General features: G+C 46.9%; 21 protein-coding genes and 1 riboswitch. Of the genes, 10 read left to right on the forward strand and 11 right to left on the reverse strand.

Annotated elements, in window-relative coordinates; genetic code table 11:
• The first annotated feature begins 5 nt into the window (after positions 1 to 5).
• A complete protein-coding gene (locus ABW391_RS14955) occupies positions 6 to 1,595 on the forward strand; it encodes an amidohydrolase (RefSeq protein WP_353482694.1) in 1,590 nt (529 codons plus the stop codon).
• Between the two features lie 100 nt (positions 1,596 to 1,695).
• Here the strand turns inward: ABW391_RS14955 and ABW391_RS14960 are convergent, their stop codons facing one another.
• On the reverse strand, positions 1,696 to 2,739 hold the full coding sequence (locus ABW391_RS14960; protein ID WP_353482695.1) for a UDP-glucose--hexose-1-phosphate uridylyltransferase: 1,044 nt from the start codon (positions 2,737 to 2,739) through the stop codon (positions 1,696 to 1,698).
• Between the two features lie 155 nt (positions 2,740 to 2,894).
• Between ABW391_RS14960 and ABW391_RS14965 the strand changes: the two genes are divergently transcribed.
• The gene (locus ABW391_RS14965; RefSeq protein WP_353482696.1) at positions 2,895 to 4,067 is read left to right on the forward strand and encodes a glycoside hydrolase family 130 protein; all 1,173 of its coding nucleotides are present in this window, start codon (positions 2,895 to 2,897) and stop codon (positions 4,065 to 4,067) included.
• The gene (locus ABW391_RS14970; protein WP_353482697.1) at positions 4,067 to 5,278 is read left to right on the forward strand and encodes an AGE family epimerase/isomerase; all 1,212 of its coding nucleotides are present in this window, start codon (positions 4,067 to 4,069) and stop codon (positions 5,276 to 5,278) included. The genes ABW391_RS14965 and ABW391_RS14970 overlap by 1 nt, the downstream gene beginning before the upstream one ends.
• Before the next feature lie 91 nt (positions 5,279 to 5,369).
• On the opposite strand, the gene ABW391_RS14975 is transcribed toward ABW391_RS14970, so the two are convergent.
• The 3 genes from ABW391_RS14975 to ABW391_RS14985 all read right to left on the reverse strand — a co-directional run bounded on the left by ABW391_RS14975 (position 5,370) and on the right by ABW391_RS14985 (position 8,224).
• Positions 5,370 to 6,035, reverse strand: coding sequence for a hypothetical protein (locus ABW391_RS14975; RefSeq protein ID WP_353482698.1), 666 nt, complete (start codon positions 6,033 to 6,035; stop codon positions 5,370 to 5,372).
• Between the two features lie 70 nt (positions 6,036 to 6,105).
• The gene (locus ABW391_RS14980) at positions 6,106 to 7,197 is read right to left on the reverse strand and encodes a hypothetical protein (protein ID WP_353482699.1); all 1,092 of its coding nucleotides are present in this window, start codon (positions 7,195 to 7,197) and stop codon (positions 6,106 to 6,108) included.
• Between the two features lie 160 nt (positions 7,198 to 7,357).
• On the reverse strand, positions 7,358 to 8,224 hold the full coding sequence (locus tag ABW391_RS14985) for a sigma-70 family RNA polymerase sigma factor (RefSeq protein ID WP_353482700.1): 867 nt from the start codon (positions 8,222 to 8,224) through the stop codon (positions 7,358 to 7,360).
• Between the two features lie 336 nt (positions 8,225 to 8,560).
• Here ABW391_RS14985 and ABW391_RS14990 point away from each other — a divergent pair, with 336 nt between their 5' ends.
• Entirely contained in the window at positions 8,561 to 10,162 is a 1,602-nt protein-coding gene (locus ABW391_RS14990) for an AAA-like domain-containing protein (RefSeq protein ID WP_353482701.1), read from the forward strand.
• Between the two features lie 134 nt (positions 10,163 to 10,296).
• On the opposite strand, the gene ABW391_RS14995 is transcribed toward ABW391_RS14990, so the two are convergent.
• From ABW391_RS14995 to metX, 6 genes are all read right to left on the reverse strand, one after another.
• Positions 10,297 to 12,588, reverse strand: a complete 2,292-nt coding sequence (locus ABW391_RS14995; RefSeq protein ID WP_353482702.1) for a polyribonucleotide nucleotidyltransferase — start codon at positions 12,586 to 12,588, stop codon at positions 10,297 to 10,299.
• Between the two features lie 148 nt (positions 12,589 to 12,736).
• Entirely contained in the window at positions 12,737 to 13,012 is a 276-nt protein-coding gene (gene rpsO / locus ABW391_RS15000; protein WP_353482703.1) for a 30S ribosomal protein S15, read from the reverse strand.
• 159 nt (positions 13,013 to 13,171) lie between these two features.
• Positions 13,172 to 13,936 carry an SDR family NAD(P)-dependent oxidoreductase gene (locus tag ABW391_RS15005; RefSeq protein ID WP_353482704.1) on the reverse strand — a complete coding sequence of 255 codons (765 nt, stop codon included), beginning with the start codon at positions 13,934 to 13,936 and terminating at the stop codon, positions 13,172 to 13,174.
• 86 nt (positions 13,937 to 14,022) lie between these two features.
• Positions 14,023 to 14,931: a helix-turn-helix transcriptional regulator gene (locus tag ABW391_RS15010; RefSeq protein WP_353482705.1), complete on the reverse strand. Its 909-nt coding sequence runs from the start codon at positions 14,929 to 14,931 to the stop codon at positions 14,023 to 14,025.
• 43 nt (positions 14,932 to 14,974) lie between these two features.
• Positions 14,975 to 15,394: an OsmC family protein gene (locus tag ABW391_RS15015; RefSeq protein ID WP_353482706.1), complete on the reverse strand. Its 420-nt coding sequence runs from the start codon at positions 15,392 to 15,394 to the stop codon at positions 14,975 to 14,977.
• A gap of 151 nt (positions 15,395 to 15,545) precedes the next feature.
• Entirely contained in the window at positions 15,546 to 16,652 is a 1,107-nt protein-coding gene (gene metX / locus ABW391_RS15020; RefSeq protein WP_353482707.1) for a homoserine O-acetyltransferase MetX, read from the reverse strand.
• An 11-nt stretch (positions 16,653 to 16,663) separates the two neighbouring features.
• A riboswitch (SAM riboswitch) is annotated at positions 16,664 to 16,838 on the reverse strand.
• A gap of 173 nt (positions 16,839 to 17,011) precedes the next feature.
• On the opposite strand from metX, the gene ABW391_RS15025 reads away from it, so the two are divergent.
• A complete protein-coding gene (locus ABW391_RS15025) occupies positions 17,012 to 17,962 on the forward strand; it encodes an NAD(P)-dependent oxidoreductase (protein ID WP_353482708.1) in 951 nt (316 codons plus the stop codon).
• Positions 17,963 to 18,093: 131 nt separating this feature from the next.
• Positions 18,094 to 21,048, forward strand: coding sequence for a DEAD/DEAH box helicase (locus ABW391_RS15030; RefSeq protein WP_353482709.1), 2,955 nt, complete (start codon positions 18,094 to 18,096; stop codon positions 21,046 to 21,048).
• A 7-nt stretch (positions 21,049 to 21,055) separates the two neighbouring features.
• On the opposite strand, the gene recF is transcribed toward ABW391_RS15030, so the two are convergent.
• A complete protein-coding gene (recF, locus tag ABW391_RS15035) occupies positions 21,056 to 22,165 on the reverse strand; it encodes a DNA replication/repair protein RecF (protein WP_353482710.1) in 1,110 nt (369 codons plus the stop codon).
• Positions 22,166 to 22,343: 178 nt separating this feature from the next.
• Here recF and pdhA point away from each other — a divergent pair, with 178 nt between their 5' ends.
• The 4 genes from pdhA to ribB all read left to right on the forward strand — a co-directional run bounded on the left by pdhA (position 22,344) and on the right by ribB (position 26,047).
• Positions 22,344 to 23,381, forward strand: a complete 1,038-nt coding sequence (gene pdhA, locus ABW391_RS15040; RefSeq protein WP_353482711.1) for a pyruvate dehydrogenase (acetyl-transferring) E1 component subunit alpha — start codon at positions 22,344 to 22,346, stop codon at positions 23,379 to 23,381.
• A 143-nt stretch (positions 23,382 to 23,524) separates the two neighbouring features.
• Positions 23,525 to 24,244, forward strand: a complete 720-nt coding sequence (locus ABW391_RS15045; RefSeq protein ID WP_353482712.1) for a tetratricopeptide repeat protein — start codon at positions 23,525 to 23,527, stop codon at positions 24,242 to 24,244.
• Positions 24,245 to 24,326: 82 nt separating this feature from the next.
• A complete protein-coding gene (gene ribH / locus ABW391_RS15050) occupies positions 24,327 to 24,845 on the forward strand; it encodes a 6,7-dimethyl-8-ribityllumazine synthase (RefSeq protein WP_353482713.1) in 519 nt (172 codons plus the stop codon).
• A gap of 56 nt (positions 24,846 to 24,901) precedes the next feature.
• The gene (ribB, locus tag ABW391_RS15055) at positions 24,902 to 26,047 is read left to right on the forward strand and encodes a 3,4-dihydroxy-2-butanone-4-phosphate synthase (protein WP_353482714.1); all 1,146 of its coding nucleotides are present in this window, start codon (positions 24,902 to 24,904) and stop codon (positions 26,045 to 26,047) included.
• Positions 26,048 to 26,360 lie beyond the last annotated feature (313 nt).

The following is a 26,360-nucleotide window of genomic DNA, read 5'->3' on the forward strand; positions in this document are numbered from 1 at the left end:
ATAGTATGATCAAAACATTCAACACGTTGCTCCTCACCTTTGGCCTGGTGGTGGGACTGATGGCCCAAACGTCCAAATTGACCGCCGAAAAAATTGAAGCCCTCAAAAAGGAGGTAGCTGAAAAAGTGCAAAGCCGCGCCAAACTGGCTCAGGTGATGGTTGACAAAGTCTTTAGCTTTTCTGAGCTGGGTTTTCAGGAAATCGAAACCTCCAAGTATTTGACCAGCGTCCTGCGGGAAAATGGCTTTGCCATTGAAAACGGTATCTCTGGCGTACCCACTGCCTGGATGGCGCGTTGGGGCAAAGGAAATCCGGTCATCGCCATTGGCAGCGACCTGGATTGCATCCCCAAAGCGTCTCAAAAGCCTGGGGTGGCCTACCATGACCCAATTGTTGAAGGCGCACCTGGGCACGGCGAAGGCCACAATTCGGGCATTCCGCTCAACATCATTGCGGCCATTACTGTCAAAGAAATCATGGAGCGGGAGAAAATTGAGGGAACGCTGGTACTCTGGCCCGGGGTAGCTGAAGAATTGGTGGGTACCAAAGCCTACTTTACCCGTGATGGTTATTTTGACAAGATCGACGCCTGTATTTTCACGCATGTGGGCAGCAACCTGAGCGTATCTTATGGTCAAGCTTCGGGAACTGGCCTGGTTTCGGTGGAATACGAATTTGAAGGCGAAGCTGCTCACGCCGCCATGGCACCCTGGCGGGGCCGTAGCGCCCTGGATGCTGTAGAATTGATGAGCATCGGGTGGCAATACGCCCGAGAGCACCTCGACCCGCTGCAACGCTCACACCACGTAATCAAAAACGGTGGTGACCAGCCCAATGTGGTGCCTTCCAAAGCCAGCATCTGGTTTTATTTTCGGCACATCACTTATCCGCAAATCATGGATTTGTACAAGCGCGCCAACCGCATTGCGGAAGGTGCGGCCTTGATGACGGATACCAAATTGTCTTCAAGAATTTTGGGCTCAGCCTGGCCCCGCCACTTCAACCAGGTGATCGCTGAAACGATGTACGAAAACATCAAGAAAGTAGGCTTGCCAAGCTGGTCGGAGGCAGATCAAACTTTAGCACGAGCCATTCAAAAGGAAGTGAAATCTCCCCGGGACACCAACGGCATGTCGAGCAAACTGGATACCCTGGGGCAGCCTGTACGCAACCCCATCAGTGGCGGTTCGGATGACATTGGTGACATTTCCTGGAAATTACCTACGGTGACCCTGAGTTACCCTTCCAACATCCCGGGCTTACCAGGACATCATTGGGCAAATGCAGTAGCCATGGCAACTCCGATCGCGCATAAAGGAGTGGTAGCTGGCGCAAAAGTAGAAGCAATGACCCTGGTGGATTTGTTGCTCAAGCCCGAGCTGATCACCAAAGCGAAGGAGTATTTCCGCACGGAACAGGGCATGAAACAACAATACGTTCCGATGGTGAACCCAAGTGACAAACCAGCAGTTTACCTGAATACGGAAATCATGGAGGAGTTTCGTCCGAAGTTGGAGAAGTTCTATTACGATGAGAAAAAGTATGGCAGCTACCTGGAGCAGTTGGGGATCAAATACCCGGTGGTGAAGAAGTAGTCTATTCAATTCCCAATCATCAACAACCAATATTCAATGTTCAAGCGGGTCTTTTGCTGGGCATTGGATATTGGTTGCAGGTTGGTTTGTTGTTTAAAATTCATACCTCCAAATAATGAACCTGTGCCACCTTCCGCAATTTTTCAGCAGCATATTCTGCGGTCACATCCCGTTGTGGCTCGGCAAATAATTCGTACCCAACCATAAATTTCTTCACGGTGGCTGACCGCAACAATGGCGGATAAAAACTCATGTGCCAATGCCATTCCGGATGTGCTTGCCCATCGGTGGGGGCCTGGTGAATCCCCGCAGAGTAGGGAAAAGAAGTCTCAAACAAGTTGTCGAAACGGATGGTAAGCGCCTTTAGGATTTGGGCAAAAGCTGCTTTTTCAATCTCCTTCATCTCCGTAATGTTTTGCATCTGTCGGCGCGGGATGATCATGGCCTCGTAAGGCCAGATTGCCCAAAAAGGAACCAATGCTACAAAATGATCATTTTCCTGGATGATTCTGGACTTTTCGGTTAGTTCCTGTGCGAGGTAATCACCCAGCAAACTGCGCTGATTTTTGGCCCAATAAGCTTCCTGTTGAATGGTTTTGAGCATGATTTCCTGAGGCACGGTGGATTGCGCCCAGATTTGTCCGTGTGGATGTGGGTTGCTGCAACCCATGATGTCGCCTTTGTTTTCAAAAATCTGCACGTGATTGATGAAGTCGATGGCGCCCAATTCCACAAATTGTGCTTGCCACAATTCGATTACTTTGACAATGGCTGCCGGGGACATTTGGGGCAAGGTCAGGCTGTGATCGGGTGAAAAACAAACGACTTTACAGATTCCCCGCTCCCCCTGGGCTTTAAGCAGACCATTCTGAAAGGAAGCATCCGAGGAAACTTCCAAAAGAGCGGCAAAATCATTGGTAAAAACGAAGGTGTCGGGATAAGTCGGATTTTGAAACCCCCCAGCTCGTTCATTGCCAGGGCAAAGGTAACATGTAGGATCGTAGGCAGGTTTTGGGGCGGTGTCCGCTTTTTCAACTTTGCCTTGCCAGGGGCGTTTGGTGCGGTGTGGAGATACCAAAACCCATTCGCCAGTAAGGATGTTGAAACGGCGATGGGGATGCTCGTAAAAGTCCAAGGTTTTCACGTTTATTTGTTTTGTGTGGTAAAAATAAACAAGCTCCGCTGGAAATCGCTATTTTATCCCAATTAGCGGGACAATTCTCCCTCACAAATGTGTCCTCTTCCGAGCTTTCTTTTACATTTGAATTCAAAATTTTATGCACCTCAACATCGATCCAAATGAGTACTTCTTTCGAAAAACGCTTGGCGCAATTGCAAGCCAATCACCAAAACCTGATCAGCATGCCGAATGCACCTATTGGACTTGGCAACGGCATTTTTGAGCGCTACAAACACTCGGTGCTTACCGCAGCACATACCCCCTTATTTTGGCGTTACGACTTGAATCCCCAAACGAATCCTTTTCTGATGGAGCGTTTTGGCATCAACGCCGTTTTCAATGCCGGAGCCATCAAGTGGCAGGGCAATTACCTGGTAGCGGCACGGGTAGAAGGCATTGACCGCAAATCGTTTTTTGCCATTGCTGAAAGCCCCAATGGCATTGACCAATTCCAGTTTTGGGACTACCCGATCACCATGCCAGAAACCGAAGATCCCGATACCAACGTGTACGATCTGCGCCTGGTAGCCCATGAAGATGGCTGGATATATGGCCTGTTTTGCTCTGAACGCAAAGATCCAAGCGCACCCGCTTCGGATACGTCTTCCGCTGTAGCACAGGCGGGTATGGCCCGCACCAAAGACCTGATCAACTGGGAAAGGCTTCCTGATTTGAAAACGCCTTCACCACAGCAACGCAACGTGGTATTGCATCCTGAATTTGTGGATGGCAAATATGCATTTTATACCCGCCCTCAAGATGGGTTCATCAGTGCTGGAACCGGCGGCGGCATTGGTTTTGGCTTGGCCGAAAGCATGACCAATCCTGTGGTGGCCACCGAAACCATCGTACACGAAAGGCAATACCATACGGTTTATGAAGTGAAAAACGGCCAGGGCCCTGCGCCAATCAAGACGCCACAAGGCTGGTTGCACCTGGCCCACGGGGTGCGCAATACGGCCGCTGGCTTGCGGTATGTGCTGTACATGTTTATGACCGATTTGCAGGACTTGACCAAAATTATCCATCAGCCTGCTGGTTATTTTCTGGCCCCAGAAGGCGAGGAAAGGATAGGGGATGTATCCAACGTAGCTTTTTCCAATGGCTGGATTCTGGATGATGACGGTACGGTGTTGATGTACTATGCCTCTTCGGATACCCGCTTGCACGTGGCCACTTCATCCGTAGAGCGATTGGTGGATTATTGCATCAATACGCCCCAAGACGGTTTCCGTTCAGCAACTTCGGTGGAAACTTTGAAAGAAATCATTCGCAAAAACAAAGCATTGTAATGGCCATCGATCGAGCTTTATTGCAATCCTACCACGATGAACTGCAATTGGAGTTGGAAGAAATCATGACCTTTTGGAGAACCAAAACCATGGATTTTCAGCACGGTGGTTTCATCGGTAAAATGGACAACCAAGGCCAGGTGGACTCCAATGCCGCCAAAGGCCTGGTGCTCAATGCCCGTATTTTGTGGGCATTTTCAGCGGCATATGCCAAAACGCAGCAACCTGAGTATCTGAAAGCAGCGAAACGCGCTTATGAAACCCTAACGGAGCTATTTTATGATGAAAAATACAATGGATACTATTGGTCGATCAGTCCTGATGGGGGCGAGGCGAATACCCGCAAACAAGTGTATGGTCAGGCATTTGTGTTGTACGCACTTGCTGAATACCATCGGATAGTAGCAAACGAGTATGAACAAGTTGTGGTGCTTGCACAAGCCGGATTGGTTTTTGGATGGATTGAACAATACAGCTTTGATCAAATAAACAATGGCTATTGGGAAGCACGAGACCGGGATGGTTCTGCATTGGAAGACATGCGCCTTAGTCCACGCGACCGCAATGACCCCAAAACCATGAATACCCATCTGCACATTTTGGAAGCTTATGCCAATTTTTACCGCATCTGGCCGAATCCAAGTTTGCACCAACAATTGAACAACCTGATCGATCTTTTTTTAGACCGCATCATCGATCCATTGAACCATCACCTGATCTGTTTTTTTGATGCGCAATGGAAACCTTCTCCCTCAGAAGTATCGTATGGCCACGACATTGAAACGGCCTGGCTACTCTTGGAAGCAGCAGAAATTGCCCAGCACCGGGTAGAGGATGCGCTTAGAATGGCTGTACTGGTAGCGCATGCTGCAAGTGAAGGCTTTGATGCTCAATTGGGTGCCCTGATGTACGAAGCCCATTTGCCCGAAAAACACTGGTGGGTGGAGGCCGAAGCGATGGTTGGATTTTTAAATGCCTGGGAAATCACTCAAGATGAGGATTTTTTCAAAAAATCATTATCGTGTTGGACTTACATCAAGCACCAAATCAAGGACCACGAGAAAGGCGAATGGTTTTGGGGCATCGATGCCAATGGCAACGTGATGGCAGGGGAAGACAAAGTCGGATTTTGGAAATGCCCTTACCACAACGCGCGGGCTTGTTTGGAAGTCATGCGCAGAACGAGCCAGTATATTAGTAAGTCAAATTAAGACTTTTTCATACTTTGAAAATAATGTGTTGCCAGCCGTGAGTGGGTAACCCTGCGGCTGGTTTTCATCCTATCATATGCGTTCTCAACCCCTATAATTTCCGATCTACCATTTCGTAAATGGCGATGGCCATCAAAATGGCTTCTTCTTCTTTGGTGAGGTCGTTGAGTACAAAATCAAAACAACGCTGACTCAGGGTGTCTTTTGCGCCCGGTTTGGGCATCACGATATTGCCCACAGCCCGGCCTTGAATGACCATTTCCATCTTTTGGAGCTTGGATTTATCCAGTTTTCCAATCGTTTTTTGGCTGCGCGAGCCGATCAGTTCACCCGTTTTGTCCATGTATACACCTACAGGTTGCTGATCAATCACCAGGGTCGCCTCGTTGCCTTTGATCCAAAACAGGTATTCGTGGTTGTAAGATTTGGCAAAAAGCAGGGAATCCCGCTTGCTGGACAAATACTTGCGGTAGTAATAGGCTACCGCAGGCTCTTCAAAAATGGTGACAAAAACCCCACGGTGATCTTTGGTCACGCGTTTTTTGATCGTGGTATCGATCTCTTTGGAAGAAAGCGACTCCAGGTCTTCCATGCGCAATGGGGACAAATCGGGCATAGAATTCAGCACATCCTGCCGAATGGCCTTGAGGTCGGCCTGGATTTTTTTATCTCCTGGCTTAAAATTGGGGAAGCTTTGGGAAAACAAGTAAAAACCTGCTCCGGCTACCATTATTGCTGAAATTGCGAGAATGCCCATTGTTTCTTTAAGTTTTGGGTATTGGATTACACCTCATTCTGCCAAGGTAAAATGGGGCGCAACGCAAAACCTATTCAGTTCGTCCTGTCTGCACATTAACCCTCAACCCATATTTTTCTGGATCTTCCAATTGGAGCAGTCGGGTTTCGAGTGCAATTTTATCCGCTTTAGTCAAGATCACCAAATTTGAACGGCAGATTTGTGCCAATTCATCAATAATCTTTGACCGCTGTTCCCAAAATGAGGGCTTGGATACCGTAATGTCATCAACACAACGATTTTTTTGCAAAATAAGCTCAAGTTTGAAAGGCGTTTTTCGACGATAGAGGGCATCCAACTGTTGGAGCGCTTGAAAATACAGACCACGCCCCAAGAGGCTGCTGCCCTGACCAGGTTCGGTTTCGATGCGGTATCTTGGAATGAGGTATTCGATGCTGTCCTGTGGGAATTGTTGAATGCACCAATCGAAAAAGGCATCATCTTCCTGCCCTTGGGTCTGTTGTGCTTTTTTTCTAAACACCCCAAAATGGGCAAAAAAATAATACGCATCTCCGTTATTGCCCATTTGGGGAACAACCCCAGGCAAAACCACGGGCATCCAAAACAAATCGGGAAGGGCATAGGTAGGATCAACGGCAATGGCAAAGGAAGTATGCAAGGCCAGAGAATCGACGATTTCTCGAAAGGCGTGGTAGGCTTGTGCCAGTTCACGATCCGTTTTGGCTGCATCAAAAGCCAGCGCGTAACGGTTGATTTTTTGTTCCAGTGATTTGCCAAACAAGGCGGCAAGGCGCTTTTGAGGCAATTGTGGAGCGGCCTCTCCATCTTGATTGTACAACACTGCACCATATACCCAGCCTACTTCCCCGGCTTTGGTGCGCACTTTCAACCAGGGTTCGACATAGGAACGGCCTTCCAGTGTCAATGGTGTAAGAAAATGACTCACTTGATGCAAATCATAGAGCATTTCTCCGCGGATGAGGGGTCGAATGGCTCGACCTTCTAAACCCGGGCTCGAAAACAAGCGAATACCAGAATTGAAAACAGTGATGTGCCTTGGATCAGCAGGAAAGGAAGGAGCAGGGGATTGAGAACAAGAAAATACCCCTACGAATAAAAATAGGGAGAAGAGAATGTAAAATAACTTGTAAATCAACCTCATGAAAGGAAAAATTTTGCCGTAAACCGGACAATAGAGATGGGGACAAAAGACAAAATTCAGTCGTTCTACACCTGATCATGTCGCTCAGTTATTACTGGTGCCTCTCGTCCCCTCTAATACAATATATAGGAGTTGTTGCAGTAGGCAACAACCCACCCAATTAGCCTAAATAAGATCTCAAGTTGTTGCGGTTGTACGATTTACGCAAGCGGCGAATGGCGCGCTCCTTGATCTGACGTACCCGCTCCCGAGTCAAACCGTACATTTCTCCGATTTCTTCGAGTGTCAACGGTTTTTGTCCTTCCAATCCATAATAAGCAGAAAGTACTTCTACTTCTCGGATATTGAGGATCGACAAGCCTTGCTTCACTTCATCTTTCAGGGATTGTTCCATTAGTTTGGAATCTGGTCCCAGATCGTCTGCATCGGTAATCACATCAAGCATGGTAGAATCGCCTTCTTCGCCACTCATTGGCGCATCCACACTGACGTGTCGACCGTTGCCTTTGAGCATGTTGGCCACTTCTTTGGGGTTCATGTCCAACAATTCTGCCAACTCTTCGTTACTCGGTTCGCGTTCAAATTCCTGGATAAACGTGAGGTACGCCTCGTTAATCTTGTTGTAAGAACCCACTTTATTCAAGGGCAGACGCACAATCCGGGAATACTCCACAATTGCTTGTAAAATGGATTGACGAATCCACCAAACGGCGTAAGAGATGAACTTAAATCCCTTGGTTTCATCAAAACGTTTGGCTGCTTTCATCAAACCTACGTTGCCTTCGTTGATTAAATCGCTCAACGAAAGCCCTTGATTTTGGTATTGTTTGGCTACAGAAACTACGAAGCGCAAGTTGGCCCGGGTTAATTTGGCCATCGCTTCATCATCTCCTTGGCGAATACGGCGCGCCATCTCTGCTTCGTCATCGGCGGTAAGCATAGGGATTTTGCCGATGTCATTCAGGTATTTGTCCAGGGCCAAACTTTCGCGGGCCGTAATCTTGTTCGTAATTTTAAGCTGACGCATAACTTAGGAAGTTTTGGAATTTTGATCCTAACAGGGGTTAATTTCAAATGGTTAACAATAAGTGAAAAATGCTGAATGATACAAGGGCTTTGCTGATCACTTCGCATTCGCTTCCCCTTATCATACGCTTTCTTCTTAAAAATAGTTTCAAAATTTGAGAAAATCTTGCTTTTATCAGAAAAAAAGTGCAAATCAGGGGATTTTCCTGCACTACATCGGATTAGACGCAAAATTTACGCCAAAGGTTATGGGGAAAATGACTAATAATTAAGCTTTTCAGGGGTATTCCGACCAACAAGTGTTTATGACCTATTGATTAGATCAAGATTTCGACGGATGAGTGGAGTAGATTTTGGTTTGATTACCTCGGGCAATTTTCTTTATCTTTGTTTGGATTCCATCAGCACAACTGCGAAAGAACCAATGAAAAGTTTCAATACTTCCGGGCCTAATATTCCAATTCAGCATTATACGCTGCCACGCAAACCCTTGATTGCACAAGGGCTAGACCTGGTTCGCAATAGCCGTTATTTCACCATTTGGGCGCCTCGCCAAACCGGGAAGAGTACTTATTTCAGGCTGATGATTGATGATTTGGAGAGAGAGGGCTTTACGGTAATGCATGTCAATTTTGAAAATTTCAAGCAGGAGCCTTTAATGACCTTAATGACTTACCTCAATGAAGAAGCAAAGGTTCAATGGGGTTTAACGCTCAATGGAGCAAGTTTTGGAGATTTTTTTAATGAAATTAGAAATTGTACAGATAAAAAACTGGTACTGATCATTGATGAAATTGAGGGACTCAATCCAGATTTTTTTGGACAATTTTTGCACACCATTCGCAATCTTTATCATTCGCGAGAAACGCATTGCCTTAAAAGCACCATTCTGGTTGGTGTTTCCAACATCGTTGGGGTAGTAAGTGACAACGCCAGCCCATTCAATATTGCAGACAACTTGCCCATACCCTATTTCACGGAAGTAGAAGTGCATGAATTGCTCGCTCAACACACCAACGAAACCGGACAAATTTTTGAGCCTAAGGTAGTCGATAAAATTTATGAAGTGACTGCCGGACAACCTGGTCTTGTCAATGGATTTGCTTATCAATTGTGTACGCGCCATCCCAACAAACCTGTGCTTGAATACAAGGACTATTTACAAGTGGAGGATTGGTACATGACGGAGGCAATTGATAAAAACGTGGCCAATATCCTCAATAAATCGGAGGAGTTTAGACCATTTTTAGAATCTCTCCTGTTTACGGAAGCTGAAATCCCTTTTCGCATCGATCGGGAAGCCATTAAGGTTCTTCATACCAATGGCATTGTACGGAAAGGGGAGAGAGGCAACGTAGAATTTTGGGTCCCCCTGTACAAAAAACGCCTCTACGATGCATTTTATCCTTACACCAATGGCGAGACCAAAGAAATTAGTGCGACGCTAAATACCTTCACTTTTTTCAATGCGGAGGGTGAGCTGGATATCCCCAAACTGATCAACCATTACAAAGCCTACGTGGCCAAACGCGGTTTTAAGGTTTTTCTGGAAAAAAATAAAAAAGGCCAATTGACGATCAAAGAGGCAGGATTGATTTATAGTTTTGAAACCTTCCTGGCTGCTTTTGTTACCGAGGCTGAAGGGCGCAGTTATCGCGAAGCGGATGCTGGTTTGGGCAAAAGTGACCTCATCGTGTACCTCAATGGACACGAGTATTTGTTTGAAACCAAGAAGTACTATTCGCCAGGCAAATTTAGCAAAGGCAAAAAGCAGTTGGCGCATTATGCCCGGGGCTTAGGGTTAGATAAGGCGATCTACCTGGTGTTTACTCCACGCCATATTGAGTACCCAGAAGATGTGCAGGAGGGGATTGAGGTTCACGAAGGACTGAATATTATGGTGTATTTGGTGGCATATGACGAGGAGAAGGATTTTTAGGATCGGAAATAAAAAAAGCCTCCTGCACAAACAAATGGCAGAAGGCTTTTTTTAAATTTCAAATCAATGCTCTAATCTTGCTTGTCCATTTTGGACATTGGAAATTGAGTATTGGCTATTGGAAATTGAAACGATCAATCCCGGTTGCCCCAGCTGCCACGGTCGCCGCCGCCGCCTCTGCGGTCACCACCACGGTCGCCACCGCCGCCACGACGATCTCCGCCGCGGTCGCCGCCACGATCACCACCGCCGCCACGTCTTTCGCCGCCACCGTTGTCGCCGCCGCCATTGTCTTCCATTCCTGGAGGTCTAGGCAACAAAGATTTGCGAGACAAGCGCATTTTGCCGGTCTTTTTGTCTACTTCAACGAGTTGGACTTTGATTTCGTCGCCTTCTTTCAGTACGTCTTCCACATTGTCGATGCGGGTATGGCTGATTTCGGAAACGTGCAACAAGCCACTCTTGCCATTGAAGTCAACAAATACGCCATAAGGCATCACTGACTTCACCACACCGCGGAATACATCCCCTACGGTTGGGTTGAAAGTAATGCGGTTGACCCACTCGATGGCCTTGTCAATGGCATCTTTATTGGAAGAAGCGATGGTCACGTGACCTTTGTCGCCTTTCTCTTCGATGTTGATTTGGGTGCCAGTAGAAGCCTGGATTTCCTGGATCACTTTGCCACCTGGGCCGATCACTGCACCGATGTAACTCTTGTCGATGATGATCTCTACGATACGAGGTGCGTGTGGCTTGTAATCTTCGCGAGGTGCTTCCAGGGTCTTTTTCATCTCATTGAGGATGTGCAAACGACCTTCGCGTGCCTGATTGAGGGCACGGATCAGCAAATCGTAAGGCAAACCATCAATTTTGATGTCCATTTGACAACCCGTAATGCCGTTTTCGGTACCGGTTACCTTGAAGTCCATATCGCCCAATGCATCTTCGTCGCCGAGGATATCACTCAGGATGGCTACGCGGTCACCTTCTTTGATCATCCCCATGGCAATCCCAGATACTGGCGCCTTGATTTGGATCCCTGCATCCATCAATGCGAGCGTACCCGCACAAACCGTTGCCATGGAAGAAGAACCATTGGATTCCAAAATATCGGATACAATGCGGATGGTATAAGGCAAATCAGCAGGTAATACTTTGCGCAGGGAGCGACCAGCCAGGTTGGCGTGGCCTACCTCACGACGGCCTGGGCCACGCGATGGTTTCACTTCACCAACGGAAAATCCGGGGAAGTTATAGTGCAGGATGAATTTTTCGTGGTAAAGCTCTTGAGAGTTGTCAATCATTTGTTCGTCCGTCTTGGTACCCAAGGTCAAAGACGTCAATGACTGCGTTTCACCACGGGTAAAGATGGATGAACCGTGCGTAGAAGGCAGGTAATCTACTTCGCTCCAGATTGGGCGAATTTCACTCGTTCCCCGACCATCGAGGCGAATGCCATCCAGGATAACCTCCCGAACAGTTTTCTTCTTCAGCTTGTCAAAATAGCGTTTGAAAAAAGGCTTTTTCTCTGGCCAGGTTTCTGAGCCATAAGCTTCTGAAAGAGCGGCTTCAGCCTCCTTCTTAACCTCTTCAAATTTCTTTTTGCGGGTATTTTTTTCGGATGCGCTGCTGGCTACCGCACGAATTTTGTCAACAACCAGTTCCTTGAGTTTTTCCAGCACTTCCTCATCTTCAGGAAGAGGTGGAACTTCCCGCTTGATCAGCGCTTTGTCTCCTACCAGTTGAGCCAGTTCAAGTTGCACATGGCACTGTACTTTAATTGCTTCATGGGCAACACGCAGGGCATCGATCATAGATTCTTCATCCATTTCATCGGCCTCACCCTCTACCATCGTGATGTCTTGCAAGGTAGCACCGACGATCAAATCGATGTCGGCGTGTTTCAATTCTTCTTTGCCAGGATTGATGACAAATTCGCCGTTGATGCGTGCCACCCGAACCTCAGAGATAGGTCCCTGAAAAGGAATGTCTGACACACTCAATGCAGCCGAAGCAGCCAAGGCTACGAATGCATCTGGCATGGTGTTTTTATCAGACGAGATCAAATTGATGATGATCTGGGTTTCATTCATGTAGTGGTCAGGAAAAAGGGGGCGAATTGCTCGGTCGACCAATCGAGAACAAAGAATCTCGTAGTCGGAAAGTTTAGTTTCGCGCCGGAAAAAGTTGCCAGGAATTCTACCTGCTGAAGCAAATTTTTCTTGATAATCCACCGATAGTGGAAAAAAATCTTGACCAGGTTTGGCTTCTCTGTCAGATGTAGCAACAGCAAAAATCATGGTGTTGCCACACCGCACTACCACCGAGCCATCAGCTTGGGTAGCCAACTTACCAGTTTCGATGGTCACCTCGCGGCCATCAGGTAAGTTAAAAGACTTCGTGATTGGAATCTGTAGTCCCATAAATTGAAATCGCTTTTTGAATATGTCTTAACCTTCGTGTATCCTTATTGGAAAGTTGAGCAGTAGAGAAGTGAGAAGGTGAGTATTGACACTTACCCAAAACAAAGAAAGCGTTCCCGATAAGAGAACGCTTTCTTGTCGTTGGGGATTACTTACGAATGCCCAGCTGTTCGATTAGCTCGCGGTATTTCACAATATCTTTTTTCATAAGGTATTGCAACAAACGCTTTCTTTTGCCGACAAGCATCAACAAGGTGCGCCGACAAGCGTGGTCTTTCCGGTTTTGGTTCAGGTGCTTGGAAAGCTCCAGAATCCGGTAAGTAAAAAGTGCCACTTGGCCCTCTGTTGAGCCTGTGTTTTCAGCGGCTCCCCCGTACTGAGCAAAAAACTCAGCTTTCTTCTCTTTTGTTAAGTATACTGCCATTGTGTTGGAATTAATACCGTTAGTGATTTCAAGAATCAGTTACAGCGCCGCAAAGGTAAGATTTTTGCGGGAAAGAAAAAATTAATTTTAAGATTTGTGGCAGAGATCAAAGGCTTGAGATTCGATATTGATGAGAAGTAACAATGCTCGAACCCTGCACTAAAGCATCATCCCCCCCGACACCTCGATGCGTTGGGCATTAATCCAGCGGGCATCATCGCTACAAAGGAAAGCCACTACGCCACCGATGTCTTCGGGTAATCCAACCCGTCCCAGGGCAGTTGTGCCAGCTACCATTGCATTGAGCGCCTCATTGTCGCGCACAGCTCCTCCTCCAAAATCGGTTTCAATAGCTCCCGGTGCCACTACATTGACCCGGATGCCTCGTGCACCCAATTCTTTGGCTTGATATTTAGTCAGGGTTTCGACGGCTCCTTTCATGGATGCATAAGCAGCATAGCCAGGGAAGGAAAAACGCGCCAGTCCAGTCGAAATGTTGATGATGCCCCCACCGTCGTTGAGTAGCGGAAGGGCTTTCTGGGCCATAAAAAAAGCACCCTTGAAGTGAATGTTCAACAAAGTATCAAACTGCTCTTCGGTGGTTTCGGCAAAAGAGGCATGTACACCGATTCCAGCATTGTTGACCAAAAAGTCGATTTTATCTGTGTTGAAGTGACCCTTCAGGATTGTGCTCAATTGAGCAAAGAAAGCATCAAAGCTATTGCTTTCGCCTACATTGAGTTGCAACGCCGCAGCTTTTTGACCCATGGCTTCAACTTGTTGTACAACTTCCTGTGCTTCATCTGCTTTACTGAGGTAAGTGATGATGACGTCGAGACCCTTTTGGGCAACACGCAAAGCCATTTCCTTGCCAAGTCCACGACTACCGCCTGTGATCAGCGCAATTTTTTGATTGGATGTCATTGGTTGATTTGTTTAAAATGATGCCACAAAGTTATGCGTAGCAGCAAGGGATGTAAATGCTGAAATCAAACCAATAACTGCAAAAATCAAACAATGGCTTTTTCGCGAAAAGTTTTGGGCGTGAGCTCGACATGTCTTTTGAAAAAGTTGATGAAGTGAGGCGACTCTTCGAAGCCCAAACTCCAACCTATCTCTCCAATGTTCCAATTGGTGTGGATGAGTAAGGCTTTAGCTTCTTGCGCTACCCGTTCGGCAATGACCTGAGAGGTGGTTTTACCGGTGGTTTCTTTCAGGGCGCGGTTGAGATGGTTGACATGTACGGCCAATTGGGAGGCAAAATCCGTAGGTGAGCGAAAAGCAATTTGTTGCCCACTTGATTCGATGGGGAATTGCCGTTCCAGCAGTTCTGTAAACATCGAAGCAATTCGAGCCGCTCCATTCGATGCTTCGTAAATAGAGGTTTTGGCGGGTTGCATTTTCAGGGCACTGTATACCAATTGTAGCACCAAAGTACGCAGTACATCGTATTTGAAGGCAAATTCAGTAGCAATTTCAACATGCATTTGCTGGAAAATCTCGCGAATGGGTTCGATTTGATCTTCCGACAATTGAAAAAGTGGATTGCCTCCAGGTTGGAAAACGGGATACTCCTTGATGTTTCCAAAATGGGTGAAAAAACCTTCGGTAAATATGCAGAAATGCCCTGAATAGCTTGTGTCCAAGGGTTCCCATTTATAAGGTATCTGCGGATTGGCAAAGAGTAGGGTAGGGCCGTGGGTTTCTACGACTTTATCGGCATAATGTGCGCGGTTTTTGCCTAAAATGAAACTGATTTTGAAAAAATCCTTGCGGCTATATGGCATGGGCTTGGCCTGTGGTCCAGAAAAGTCATCCAGCCTGAATACGTTGAAATGGCCGAGTTCCTTTTTCAGGTTTTCGGGCATCCAATTGATCTTGGAGTGGTAGAAGTCTTCGATGCTTTCGGTCTTGTTCATGGGGTAAAGTTACAAAAATCAAACCATGGAACCCTACTTCAAATCATTCTGCAATCACATTCGCTTCCCAGGTAACCTTTGCGGTTTTCTCCAGAATTTTCGTCACGGAGCAATATTTTTCCATCGACATGTCTACCGCGCGTTTGGCCTTGTCTACATCCAAGTCTCCGTAAAGGTCAAATTTTACGTGTATATCTGTAAACAAAGAGGGGATTGCGTCTTTTTCGCGTTCTCCCTGCAGCGTAATTTTGATGTCTTGCAGGGGTTGGTGCATTTTGTTCAAGATATTGATCACGTCGATGGAACTGCAAGCGCCCAGGCTGCTCAACAGCATTTCCATCGGGCGCATGCCTTTGTTGCTGCCGCCGATGTCTGGTGATCCATCTGTTTCTACCGTATTTCCTGATTCATTGGTTGCCCGCAGGTGAAAAGCGTTGTCTAGGCGTTCAATTTGAATTTCCATTGGATTGGTATTTTAGGGGTAAGTAACGCAGAAAAATTAACTTCCCGATTTTGGGTTTTGAATAGGAAGTCGAACGGTTCAATTCAAGTGAGCTTCCTATTCAAAAGCCTCTCAAAAAATCGGGAAGTAATTTTTTGCGTCATATTATGTATTAGAATTTTTCAGATCCAGGAAGTGCCACATTGGATACATTCCAGGCTTGCGATGGTCGCGGACTGGCATCAACCTTGGCTTCTGGTGAAAACAAAAAACGGCGAATGATGGAATCAATGCGTTGAAATTCAACCAAAAAACCATCGTGGCCGTAGATGCTTTCCAGCACGGTATATTTGGCATTTTCAATGCCTTTGGCGATGCGCTCCTGCTCCCTGATGGGAAACAACAGATCCGATTCAATCCCGATAACCAGGGTATTGGCGCGTATTGCCCGCAATGCATTGTCTACTCCGCCTCGGCCTCGGCCAATATTGTGGCTGTCCATAGCTCTACTCAGCGTCAAATAAGAGAAAACATTGAAACGCTTCCAAAGTTTTAATCCTTGATAACGTTGATAAGAACTGGCGCGAAAATCATCCAGTTTATCGTCTGCATCAGTTTGCGACAATTGATAGGTATCGTAGCTGCGGTAAGACAACATGGCGATAGACCGGGCAGTTTCCAAGCCTTTTTTCCCCGCTTCGGAATTGCCTTCCTCCAGCAAAGTACTGTCGGCATAGATGGCCATGCGCTGCGATTCATTGAAGGCGATGCCCCAGGGAGAATGCTGGGCATTGGTGGCCAAAAGCACCAGATTGTCAAAGCGTTGGGGTTGCAAGATGGCCCATTCCAGTACTTGCTGGCCACCCATTGAACCGCCCAGGGCAACATGAATTTTGTCGATGCCCAATTGTTGACGCAGCAACTCATGCGCTGCAACCATATCGCGAATAGACACCAGAGGGAAGTTGTTTCCGTAAGGTTTTTGCGTAGCAGCATTTATAGTACCTGGTCCTGTACTGCCATAACAAGAGCCCAGCATGTTGGCGCACACAATGAAGTATTGCGCGGGGTCAAACAATTTACCGGAACCAACCAGTCCATCCCACCAATCAGCGGCTTCGGCATTTCCGGTCAGTGCATGACAAACCCATACCACATTGTCTCCAGCGGAGGAAAGTTCACCATAAGTATGGTAGGCAATTTCGATTTCGGGCAGCGTGGTGCCACATTCCAGATGAAAGGGTCGCGTGACCTTCCAAATTTTGGGTGATTCAGCCATGAATTTTAGCGATTTTATAGGCCCATTAATGGCGGGATTTGGCACCGTTACTTTTTGAGTGATGAGTTATGAATTATGAGTTATGAATGACTTTAGATCAATTCATAACTCATAACTCATCATTCATCACTCCGTTGGTTGCCAGAGGTTCATGGAGCCCGTTCTCTCCCCTCTTCTGTATAAAATCACACCTTACTTGCAAGAAGTGATTGAAAGGGCGAAGTTATGGAGCGTTGCGGAAATTTCAAACAATGAAACGGAATTAGATTAAATAATTGTTAGTTCTCCTCCCAGACTTGTTAAATTCCGCAAGTCGCTGCATATTTACATTTTGTCTGAACGCTGAAGGATTTTAACCGATGAGCAACCAAAGAAGAGTCATCTTTATCGACAATACCTATCCCTTTCTTTTTCAACGCCTTACAGAGTTGGGTTTTTCTTGTGAAGCGCATTACAGCACCCCACGGGAAGAAATTTTGGATCAACTGTCAGACTGCTTTGGCCTGGTATTGCGCAGTCGCCTGCGCATTGATACTGAAATGTTGAACCAAGGAAAAAAATTGGCCTTTGTGGCCCGTAGTGGGGTAGGGTTGGAGCACATCGACCTCGAAACGGCTGCTCAATTGGGCATTCAAGTGCTGAGTTCACCCGAAGGTAGCCGCGATACAGTGGCCGAACACGGCATCGGCATGCTGTTGATGTTGATGAACAACCTGGGTCTGGCCGATCGCCAAATTCGGGAAGGCAATTGGGTACGCGCCGCCAATCGGGGCATTGAAATCAAGGGCAAAACCATCGGAATCATTGGCTACGGCAACATGGGTTCAGCTTTTGCTCAAAAAATCAGCGGCTTTGGAGCTCGATTGATCGCTTACGACAAATTCAAAACCAATTATGGTAATGATTTGGTGCAGGAAGTTGAGCTGGAGCAAATTTGGAATGAAGCGGACATAGTGACTTTGCACATTCCTTTTTTGCCCGAAAACCATTACTTCGTCGATGACGCTTTTTTGCAAAGATTCAAAAAACCGATTTATTTGGTCAACACTGCCCGCGGTACGGTGTTGAATACTGCCCATCTGGTAAAAAACCTGCAATCGGGCAAAGTACTTGGCGCAGCCTTGGACGTGTTTGAGTACGAAGAACAATCGTTTGAAAACCTCAAGCCCGAAGATTTACCCGAGCCTTTTCAATACTTGCGCCGTGCCAATAATGTCGTTTTGACGCCCCATTTGGCCGGAAGTTCGTTGGAAGCCAATGAAGGTCATGCCCGGGTTTTAGCTCAAAAAATTGAAAAGTTATTCTGTTGAGAAAAGCAGAAAAATTAACTTCCCGATTTTAGGTTTTGAATAGGAAGTCGAACGGTTCATTTCAAGTGAGCTTCCTATTCAAAAACCTCCATTAAAATCGGGAAGTAATTTTTTGCGTCATACCGAGAAATATGCAGCTGTTTTCCAATACAGTCGAAATACAAGGCAAACACGATGTCGTCTACAACCTGATGGAGGTAGCGGATGGGGTGTATTTGCCCAATGCCTATATTGTCAGTATCGATCACGATGGCTTGTTTGCGCACATCCGCCAAAAAGCCCTGGAAGAAACCATCGTTTCTTTCAAATTGGAATTGGATCCCATTCGGGCCCGACTCTTTGCCATCATTGAAGAATTGCAGCCCAAAAACCTCGAAAAGAAATACAGTCCACCCAAAAAGAAAGTCAAACCACTCGAAGAACTTGTAGCGGACAAAGACATCCAAACCGTGTTGCTGGGCTTTATACACCGCAAGCTAGACGAACTGCTGAATCTGGTGGTTGAATACAAATTGCCTCTGTCCTGGAATGTAGATCGACGCGGCCTCGTGAAGGACTTTATGATGGAATTGTCGGATCAGCATGCAGAACTCGATGTCCATTTGTTTTTCAAAAAGACCCGCGATAGTGTGTTATACCGCTTCCAACTCAGCGAAGGTGACGGCGAACCTTGGGTGTTGAGCTCCAAAGATGTGGTACCGATTACCAACCATCCTGCCTGGCTGTTTGTGGATTACCGCTTGCACAAGGTAGGCGCCATCAATGGCAACATGGCCAAACCCTTTCAGCGGCGCGATGAAGTGATCATTCCGGCCAATTCGGTCAAAACTTACTTTCAAAAATTTATCCTCAAAGTTGCCGAAAAAGTAGACATCGAAGCTGAAGGTTTCGACATCGTGGTTTGGGAAGAGCTGACCGCTTGTGAATTGGAATTGGTGCCCAGTGTCTTCAATGGCGCATGGGTATTGTCGGTAAAAATGGTGTACCCACAAGTTGTTTTCAACTGGAAAGAGAAAAGAACCAATCGCACCACCCTCGAATTTGGAGAAAACGACGTACGCATCCATCAGGTGCGCCGCAACCTGGAGCAAGAAGGCAAATACATCCAGTCTTTGCAATCAATGGATTTGCACAACCCTGAAGCAGCCTATTTTACTTCAGTTGAAGAAAACCGCGACCCCTTTCAGCTCCTGAATTGGCTGATAGAGCAACGCGTTGCATTGGAAAAACTGGGTTTCAAAATTTGCCCGGTCCTGCTAGACGAAAAACAAATTTATGCGGCCAAAGCCCAACTGAGCATCCATTCCGAGCGCATCAACGACTGGTTCGACATTTATGGCGAGGTGAAAATCGGTGAATTCAGCATCCCTTTCCTATCTCTGGCGCGCAACATTCGGGAAGAAAACCGCTTTTACCTCTTGCCCAATGGCGAATACTTTGTGATTCCCCTCGAATGGATGGAAAAATTCCGCGCCTTGATGCAGTTTGCCCGCAAAGAAGGCAACGCCCTGCGGCTCAACCGAAGCCAATATACCCTGGTCGACGAGCTGGGGATCCACCAAAAATCAGGCCCTGAAGAGGATGCCGTCGACTTGGCTGATTATGTGCCAGGGCCAAAATTGAAGGCCAATCTCCGACCCTATCAACTGGACGGTGTACGTTGGCTGATCAAGTTGTACCGCAACGAATTGGGCGCTTGCCTGGCCGACGATATGGGCCTGGGCAAAACCTTGCAAACCATTGGGGTGCTTTTGTATGCCAAGGAACAAAAAGCGGCCTTGCCTACCACTGCCTCGACGGGCAACCAGATGGACTTGTTCAATACTGGCGCGGGAGACGAGGAGTTTCTCCAGGCTCTGAATGCCTTGATTATCTTGCCAGCCTCCCTGGTGTTCAACTGGGAAAGCGAACTGCGAAAATTTGCGCCCAGCCTCACGATCTACAAGCATGTAGGCCAACGGCGGCACGATGACATCCGCTTGTTGAAGCGCTTTGACGTCATTTTGACCACCTATCAAACTGCCTTGCGCGATGAGAAACTGCTGATGCAGTTGGAATACGAATACATCATTCTGGATGAAAGCCAGCAGATCAAAAACCGGGAGAGCAAGATTTTTCAATCGATTCACGAGTTGCGGGGCAAACACCGGATTTCCTTATCGGGTACCCCAATCGAAAACTCCCTGAGCGATATCTGGGCACAAATGCAATTCATCAATCCGGATTTGTTGGGCAATTTTTCTTTTTTCAAGCGGGAATTCATTACCCCGATCGAAAAACACCAAGTGGAAGACAAAAAAATCCGCCTGCGCAATTTGGTAGCGCCTTATTTATTGCGCCGTACCAAAGAAGAAGTGGCCAAAGACCTGCCGCCTCTGACTACCCAGATTTTTTACTCCGAAATGACCCCTGAGCAGAAAAAACTCTACGAACGGGAAAAAAGCGCGGCCAGGAATTTCTTATTGGAAAACTACGATGCCAACAGCCCGCAATACCGGATTCTGGTACTGCAATCCCTGACCAAATTGCGCCAATTGGTGAACCATCCGCGCTTGATTTCGGAGGAATACACCAAAGAAAGTGGAAAATTCAACGATATTCTGGAACAATGGGACACCATCCGGCGCAGTAACCACAAGGCCTTGTTTTTCAGCTCTTTTGTGCAATACCTAAGCTTGTTTCGGGAGGAATTTCAACAACGCAAGCAACAGTTTTCCTGGCTGACCGGAGACCTCACCGCCAACAAGCGGGTGGAGGAAATCAAGAAATTTGAGGAAAATCAGGATGTGCAATCTTTCCTCATCTCCATCAAATCGGGCGGAACGGGCCTCAACCTCACCGCTGCCGATTACGTCTTCATCCTCGATCCCTGGTGGAATCCCACTACTGAGCAACAGGCAATTGCCCGTGCCCACCGCATTGGTCAGGAAAAAAGTGTAATCGCCATCAAGTTCATCACCAAAGACAGCATCGAAGAGAAAATCCTCAAACTTCAGGATAAAAAATCCCGCCTGGCTGAAGACATCATCGAAAATGTAAACCGGGCTGATTTTACACGGGGAGATATTGAGTTTTTGTTGGAGTAGGTTGGACTTATCCCTCCAAACCCCTAATCACTCCATCTTCCACGACGAACCTGCGGTAATCCACTCCAAATTGCTGGATGATTTCCGCAATCCGGGTTTCGTGGGTATCGGTGATGAAAATTTGACCAAACTGGCCCTCGGTGAGCAAGCGCAGCAAATGGGTCACCCTTTGGGCGTCCAGCTTGTCGAATAAGTCATCGAGCAGCAAGATGGGCGGTACGGATTTGTTTTGGCGCAGCATCTCGTATTGCGCCAGCTTGAGGGCCAGTAAAAAGGATTTGAGCTGCCCCTGAGAGCCGAATTTTTTCAAAGGATGTTCGCCAAGGCTAAACACCAGGTCGTCGCGGTGAATGCCTTTGGTGGTGCGCTGCAAAAACAAGTCCTTCTGGCGGCTAGCCACCAGAAGCTCACCCAAATCATTTTCCAGCAATTGCGATTCGTAAGTCAATTTTACCGCCTCTTTTTGGCCAGAAATGTATTGATGGGTAGACTGGAAGATGGCGCTGAACTTTTGGGCAAATTTCACCCGTTGTTCCAGGACATACAAAGCCGGATCGATCAACTGCTCGTCGTACACATCCAGCAAACTCAAGGAGCCACTGTTTCTTTCAGCCAGGGTTTTGAGCAAGGCATTGCGCTGTTGCAGTACCTTATTATAGGTGATGAGTTCGTACAGGTAGCGTTGATCCAGTTGGGAAAGCGTGTTGTCCAAAAAACGCCGCCGCTCCTCACTGCCTTCCCGGATAAGTTGTACGTCATCAGGGCCAATGAATACGACGGGCAGCAAACCAATGTGTTCAGCTAGTTTAGCATACCCCACATCGTTGCGTTCCAGCTCTTTGAGCTTGCGGGGAATGACTTTGGCAACGATCTTTTCCTTTTTTTCCTGCAAGATAAAATGCCCTTCAACCCGAAAAAACTCCTCATGGTGGCGGATAATGGCGTTGTCGGCCAGGTTGAAGTGGCTTTTGGCCATGCACAAATAATAAATGGCATCAAGCAAATTGGTTTTACCCATGCCGTTGTTGCCCACGAGGCAATTCAGCCGATTGGAAAAGTCAAGCTTTTGATTTTCGTAATTTTTAAAATTCGCTAAAGCAATGCGTTCGAGATACATTGGACATAAACTTTATCGGCTGAGCGGAATCGAATGATAGTTGAAAACCTTCTCTTGATTCGGACGTTGAAGGTAAAAATAAAAATCTGCCTAACACTTTTGTTGGAAGATATATATTTGCCTTATCTTTAGCTCAACTATTATTAATGTACAGCGAATTTTCGCTAAAACAGTGCACATGGATTCGGTTGTAGATAAGAAAGCGTCAGCCAAGAAGAAAAGCAATCAGGTTACTTACAGCAAAGAGCAGTACCTCTTTTGGTACGAGTTGATGCTCCGCATCCGCCGCTTTGAAGAGCGCGCGCTGATGATGTATGGACAGCAAAAAATTCGTGGATTCTGTCACGTATACATCGGACAGGAAGCGATTGCGGCAGGTATTGAATCGGCATTAACCAAGCAGGATGGCATTGTGACTGCATACCGCCAGCACGGCATCGCCTTGGGACGTGGCGTAACTTCACGAGAAGCAATGGCTGAATTGTACGGCAAAGCAACCGGAATTGTCAAAGGCAAAGGAGGCTCAATGCACTTCTTTGACGCCCGGAACAAATATTTTGGTGGCAACGGTATTGTTGGAGCGCAAATTCCAATCGGTACGGGTATCGCTTTTGCCGAAAAATACAAAGGCACTAAAAACCTTTGTGTGACCATGTTTGGGGATGGTGCATCTCGTCAGGGTGCCCTTTACGAGTCGTTCAATATGGCCATGACCTGGAAATTGCCCGTTCTCTACATCGTGGAAAACAACGGCTATGCCATGGGAACATCGGTAGAACGTACTTCTAACGTAGAAGAACTGTGGAAAATCGGTTTGAGTTTTGAAATGCCCAGCGAATCGGTAGACGGCATGGCACCCGAATCTGTGCACGAAGCCATCTCACGCGCTGCCGAGCACATCCGTGCCGGCAATGGGCCGTATTTCCTCGAAATTCGGACTTATCGTTACAAAGGCCACTCGGTATCCGATCCAGCCAAGTACCGCACCAAGGAGGAAGTACAAGCCTATCAGGATCGCGACCCTATCAAGGTGACTGAAGATAAAATCATCAGCGGTAAAATTGCCACTGCAGAAGAAATTCAGGCCATCAAGGACTTGATCAAAGCAGAGGTGGAAGATGCAGTAGAATTCGCAGAAAACTCTCCTTACCCTGATGCTGCTGAGTTGTACACAGACAATTACGTCGAGTCAGATTACCCTTACATCAAGTATTGATCCGGGGATTTTCTATAAACAGATGAAGTGTACGGCGGTACCATTTTGGTTACCGCCGTATTTTTTTGCACTAAATAGGGGGGGAAACAAAACTTTATTTATTTTTGCCTCCCTAAAAGATAACCAGCTAACAAATACTTAAAATGGCAAAAGGAAGACAGGTGCGTAAAGTCGCTTCTTCTAAGGCTACGAATCGGCCAGAAGATGAAGTTTTGGTGGACATTGTGGAGGTACGCGACCGTGCACAGGACACGTTTAATCGTTTCCGTAGACCTTTGATGATCGCAGGAGGTGCCTTATTGGTACTGATAATTGGCTTGATTGCTTGGAGAGTGTACATTAGCACCCAGCAAACCGAAGCAGTAGAGCAAATGCGGCAAGCAGAGCGTTTGTTTGAAAAAGACTCATTTGCAGTGGCCATGTTGAAGACATTGCCTGGAGGTTTCAAAGGTTTCCCTCAAATCATTGAAGATTATCCGGGTACTCAATCCGCCAACCTCGCCAACTACTATGCTGGCGTTTGTTTGTTGAACCTGGGCAAATATGAAGCGGCAATCAGCTATCTCAGAGATTTTAGTGCCAAAGGAGAACTTTTGCCCATCATGAAAAATGGTGCATTGGGTGATGCCTACTCTGAAATCAAAGATTTTGCCTCCGCAAAGAGCTACTATATGAAGGCAGTCAATGCCAAGGCGAATGAATTGCTTACGCCTTTTTACCTCAAGCGCCTGGCAATGTTGGCTCAAAAAGACAATGATGTTGAGGCTGCTCGCAAATACTACCAGGAACTGAAAGACGAGTATCCCAATTCAAATGAAGGGCAGGATGCAGAAAAATATTTGATCTATCTCGAAGGGAAATAATCTTTTCTGAGGATCATTTTGTTTGGGAAAGGTAAGGAGGCAATGTGGTTTCCTTACCTTTTTCAATTTAAAAAACATACAAATGGCCAGTGCCCTTAAAAACTTGTCTGAGTACGACGAAAATGCCCTGCCCTCGGCAGAAACTTTGCGTTTTGGCATTGCCGTAGCCGATTGGAATGCCAAGATCACGCATGCTTTGTACCAAGGTTGCTTGGATACTTTACTCAAGCATGGCGCCAAAGAAGAAAACATCCATGTGATCCAGGTGCCTGGATCATTTGAACTGACTTCGGGAGCAAGGCTTTTGGCGGGCGCCCACAAATTGGATGCGATCATCGCCATAGGCTGTGTAATCAAAGGCGAAACCAATCACAACGAATACATCAACAACAGCGTAGCCATGGGCTTGACCAACTTGAGCATTGCTACCAGTGTACCTTGCATATTTGGTGTTTTGACCCCCAATGATGAACAGCAAGCCATTGACCGTTCCGGAGGCAAATACGGCAACAAAGGGGTTGAAGCTGGCGCAACGGCTATTCGCATGGCCGCGCTTAAAATAGCTTTGCAAAAAGGGGATAAGTTAAAAATAGGTTTTTAAATACCCGACAATTTTTCCGCCCATAAGCGGCAATTGCCTGGATACTCATTCGCATTATGGAAGCTCTGACCATTGATAAAACCATTCAACTCAATACCATCCCGGAAGCCATTGAGGCCATCCGCAATGGTGAAGTCATCATTGTTGTAGATGATGAAGACCGTGAAAACGAAGGCGACTTTATTTGTGCCGCCCAAAGTGTTACACCTGAAATCATCAACTTTATGGCCACCCACGGTAGGGGGCTGATTTGTACGCCCTTGGACGAACGCCGGGCTGATGAGCTTGACTTACCGATGATGGTTTCTTCCAATACCGCCTTGCACGAAACGGCTTTTACTGTTTCGGTTGATTTAATCGGCAATGGCTGTACCACCGGGATTTCCGCTTATGACCGCGCTACGGGCATCCGGGCATTGGTTGATCCTGCTACCAAAAGCACCGATTTAGCGCGTCCGGGGCATATTTTTCCTTTGCGGGCCAAGCAAGGAGGTGTACTTCGCCGTACCGGACACACCGAAGCCGCAGTTGATTTGGCGCGCTTGGCTGGATTTTCACCGGCAGGAGTACTGGTAGAGGTACTCAACGATGACGGTACCATGGCTCGTTTGCCTGAGCTGCTTAAAATTGCGGCCAAATTTAGCCTCAAAATTATCTCTATTGATGATTTGGTCGCTTACCGGATGCAAAATGAACGCCTGGTGAAAAGAGCTTCCTCTTTACAAATGCCTACCCAGTTTGGTACCTTTGAAGTGATTGCTTACCAGCAAGTTCCAGGGGGAGAAGTGCACCTGGCATTCAAGCACGGAGACTGGACTGCCGAAGAACCCGTTTTGGTAAGGGTACATTCTTCATCAGAAGCAGGGGATATTCTGGGGACACTTTTTCAGGATCACGGCATGCAACACCGTCAAGCCATTGAAGCCATTCAAAAAGAAGGGAAAGGATTGGTGTTGTTTATGCGCCAGGCCGATAAAAGCGATGCTGCTCTTTTGGAGGCCTTACATCAATTGGAAAAACAAGGGGCAGAAGGCAAGGAAATGAAAATACCCGTGGAAATGACCCAGCGTGATTTTGGGGTTGGGGCACAGATTTTGCGCGATTTGGGTGTCTGCAAACTCCGCTTACTCACCAACCATCCCCGCCGCAGAGTAGGGTTGATTGGCTACGGATTGGAAATTGTGGAGAACGTTCCGTTTTAATAGCGCACATTGTGCAATAGCAGCTTTGCTGCTTCGATTTTTCACCACCTTAGGCCTTCAGAGACCTAAGAGTCACCTTAGGCAATACAATTTGGGTTCTTTGGTGACTCTTAGGTGTCTGAAGTGCCTAAGGTGGTGAAATGATTACAGCAGCGAAGCTGCCTACGTCATATGAGTTAATACAATACAGATTGAAGTTAAGTGAATTTCAACCTGTATTTTTCTAAAACTTCGGGCAAAGCACCGTTTCATTGTCGTAATTCCCCAAGAAAGCCAGGGAGATTTCCAATGCACCCAAGCGGCGACCAGAAGT

Origin of the sequence: Haliscomenobacter sp. (assembly GCF_040403615.1) — a bacterium.
Taxonomy (GTDB): Bacteria; Bacteroidota; Bacteroidia; order Chitinophagales; family Saprospiraceae; genus Haliscomenobacter.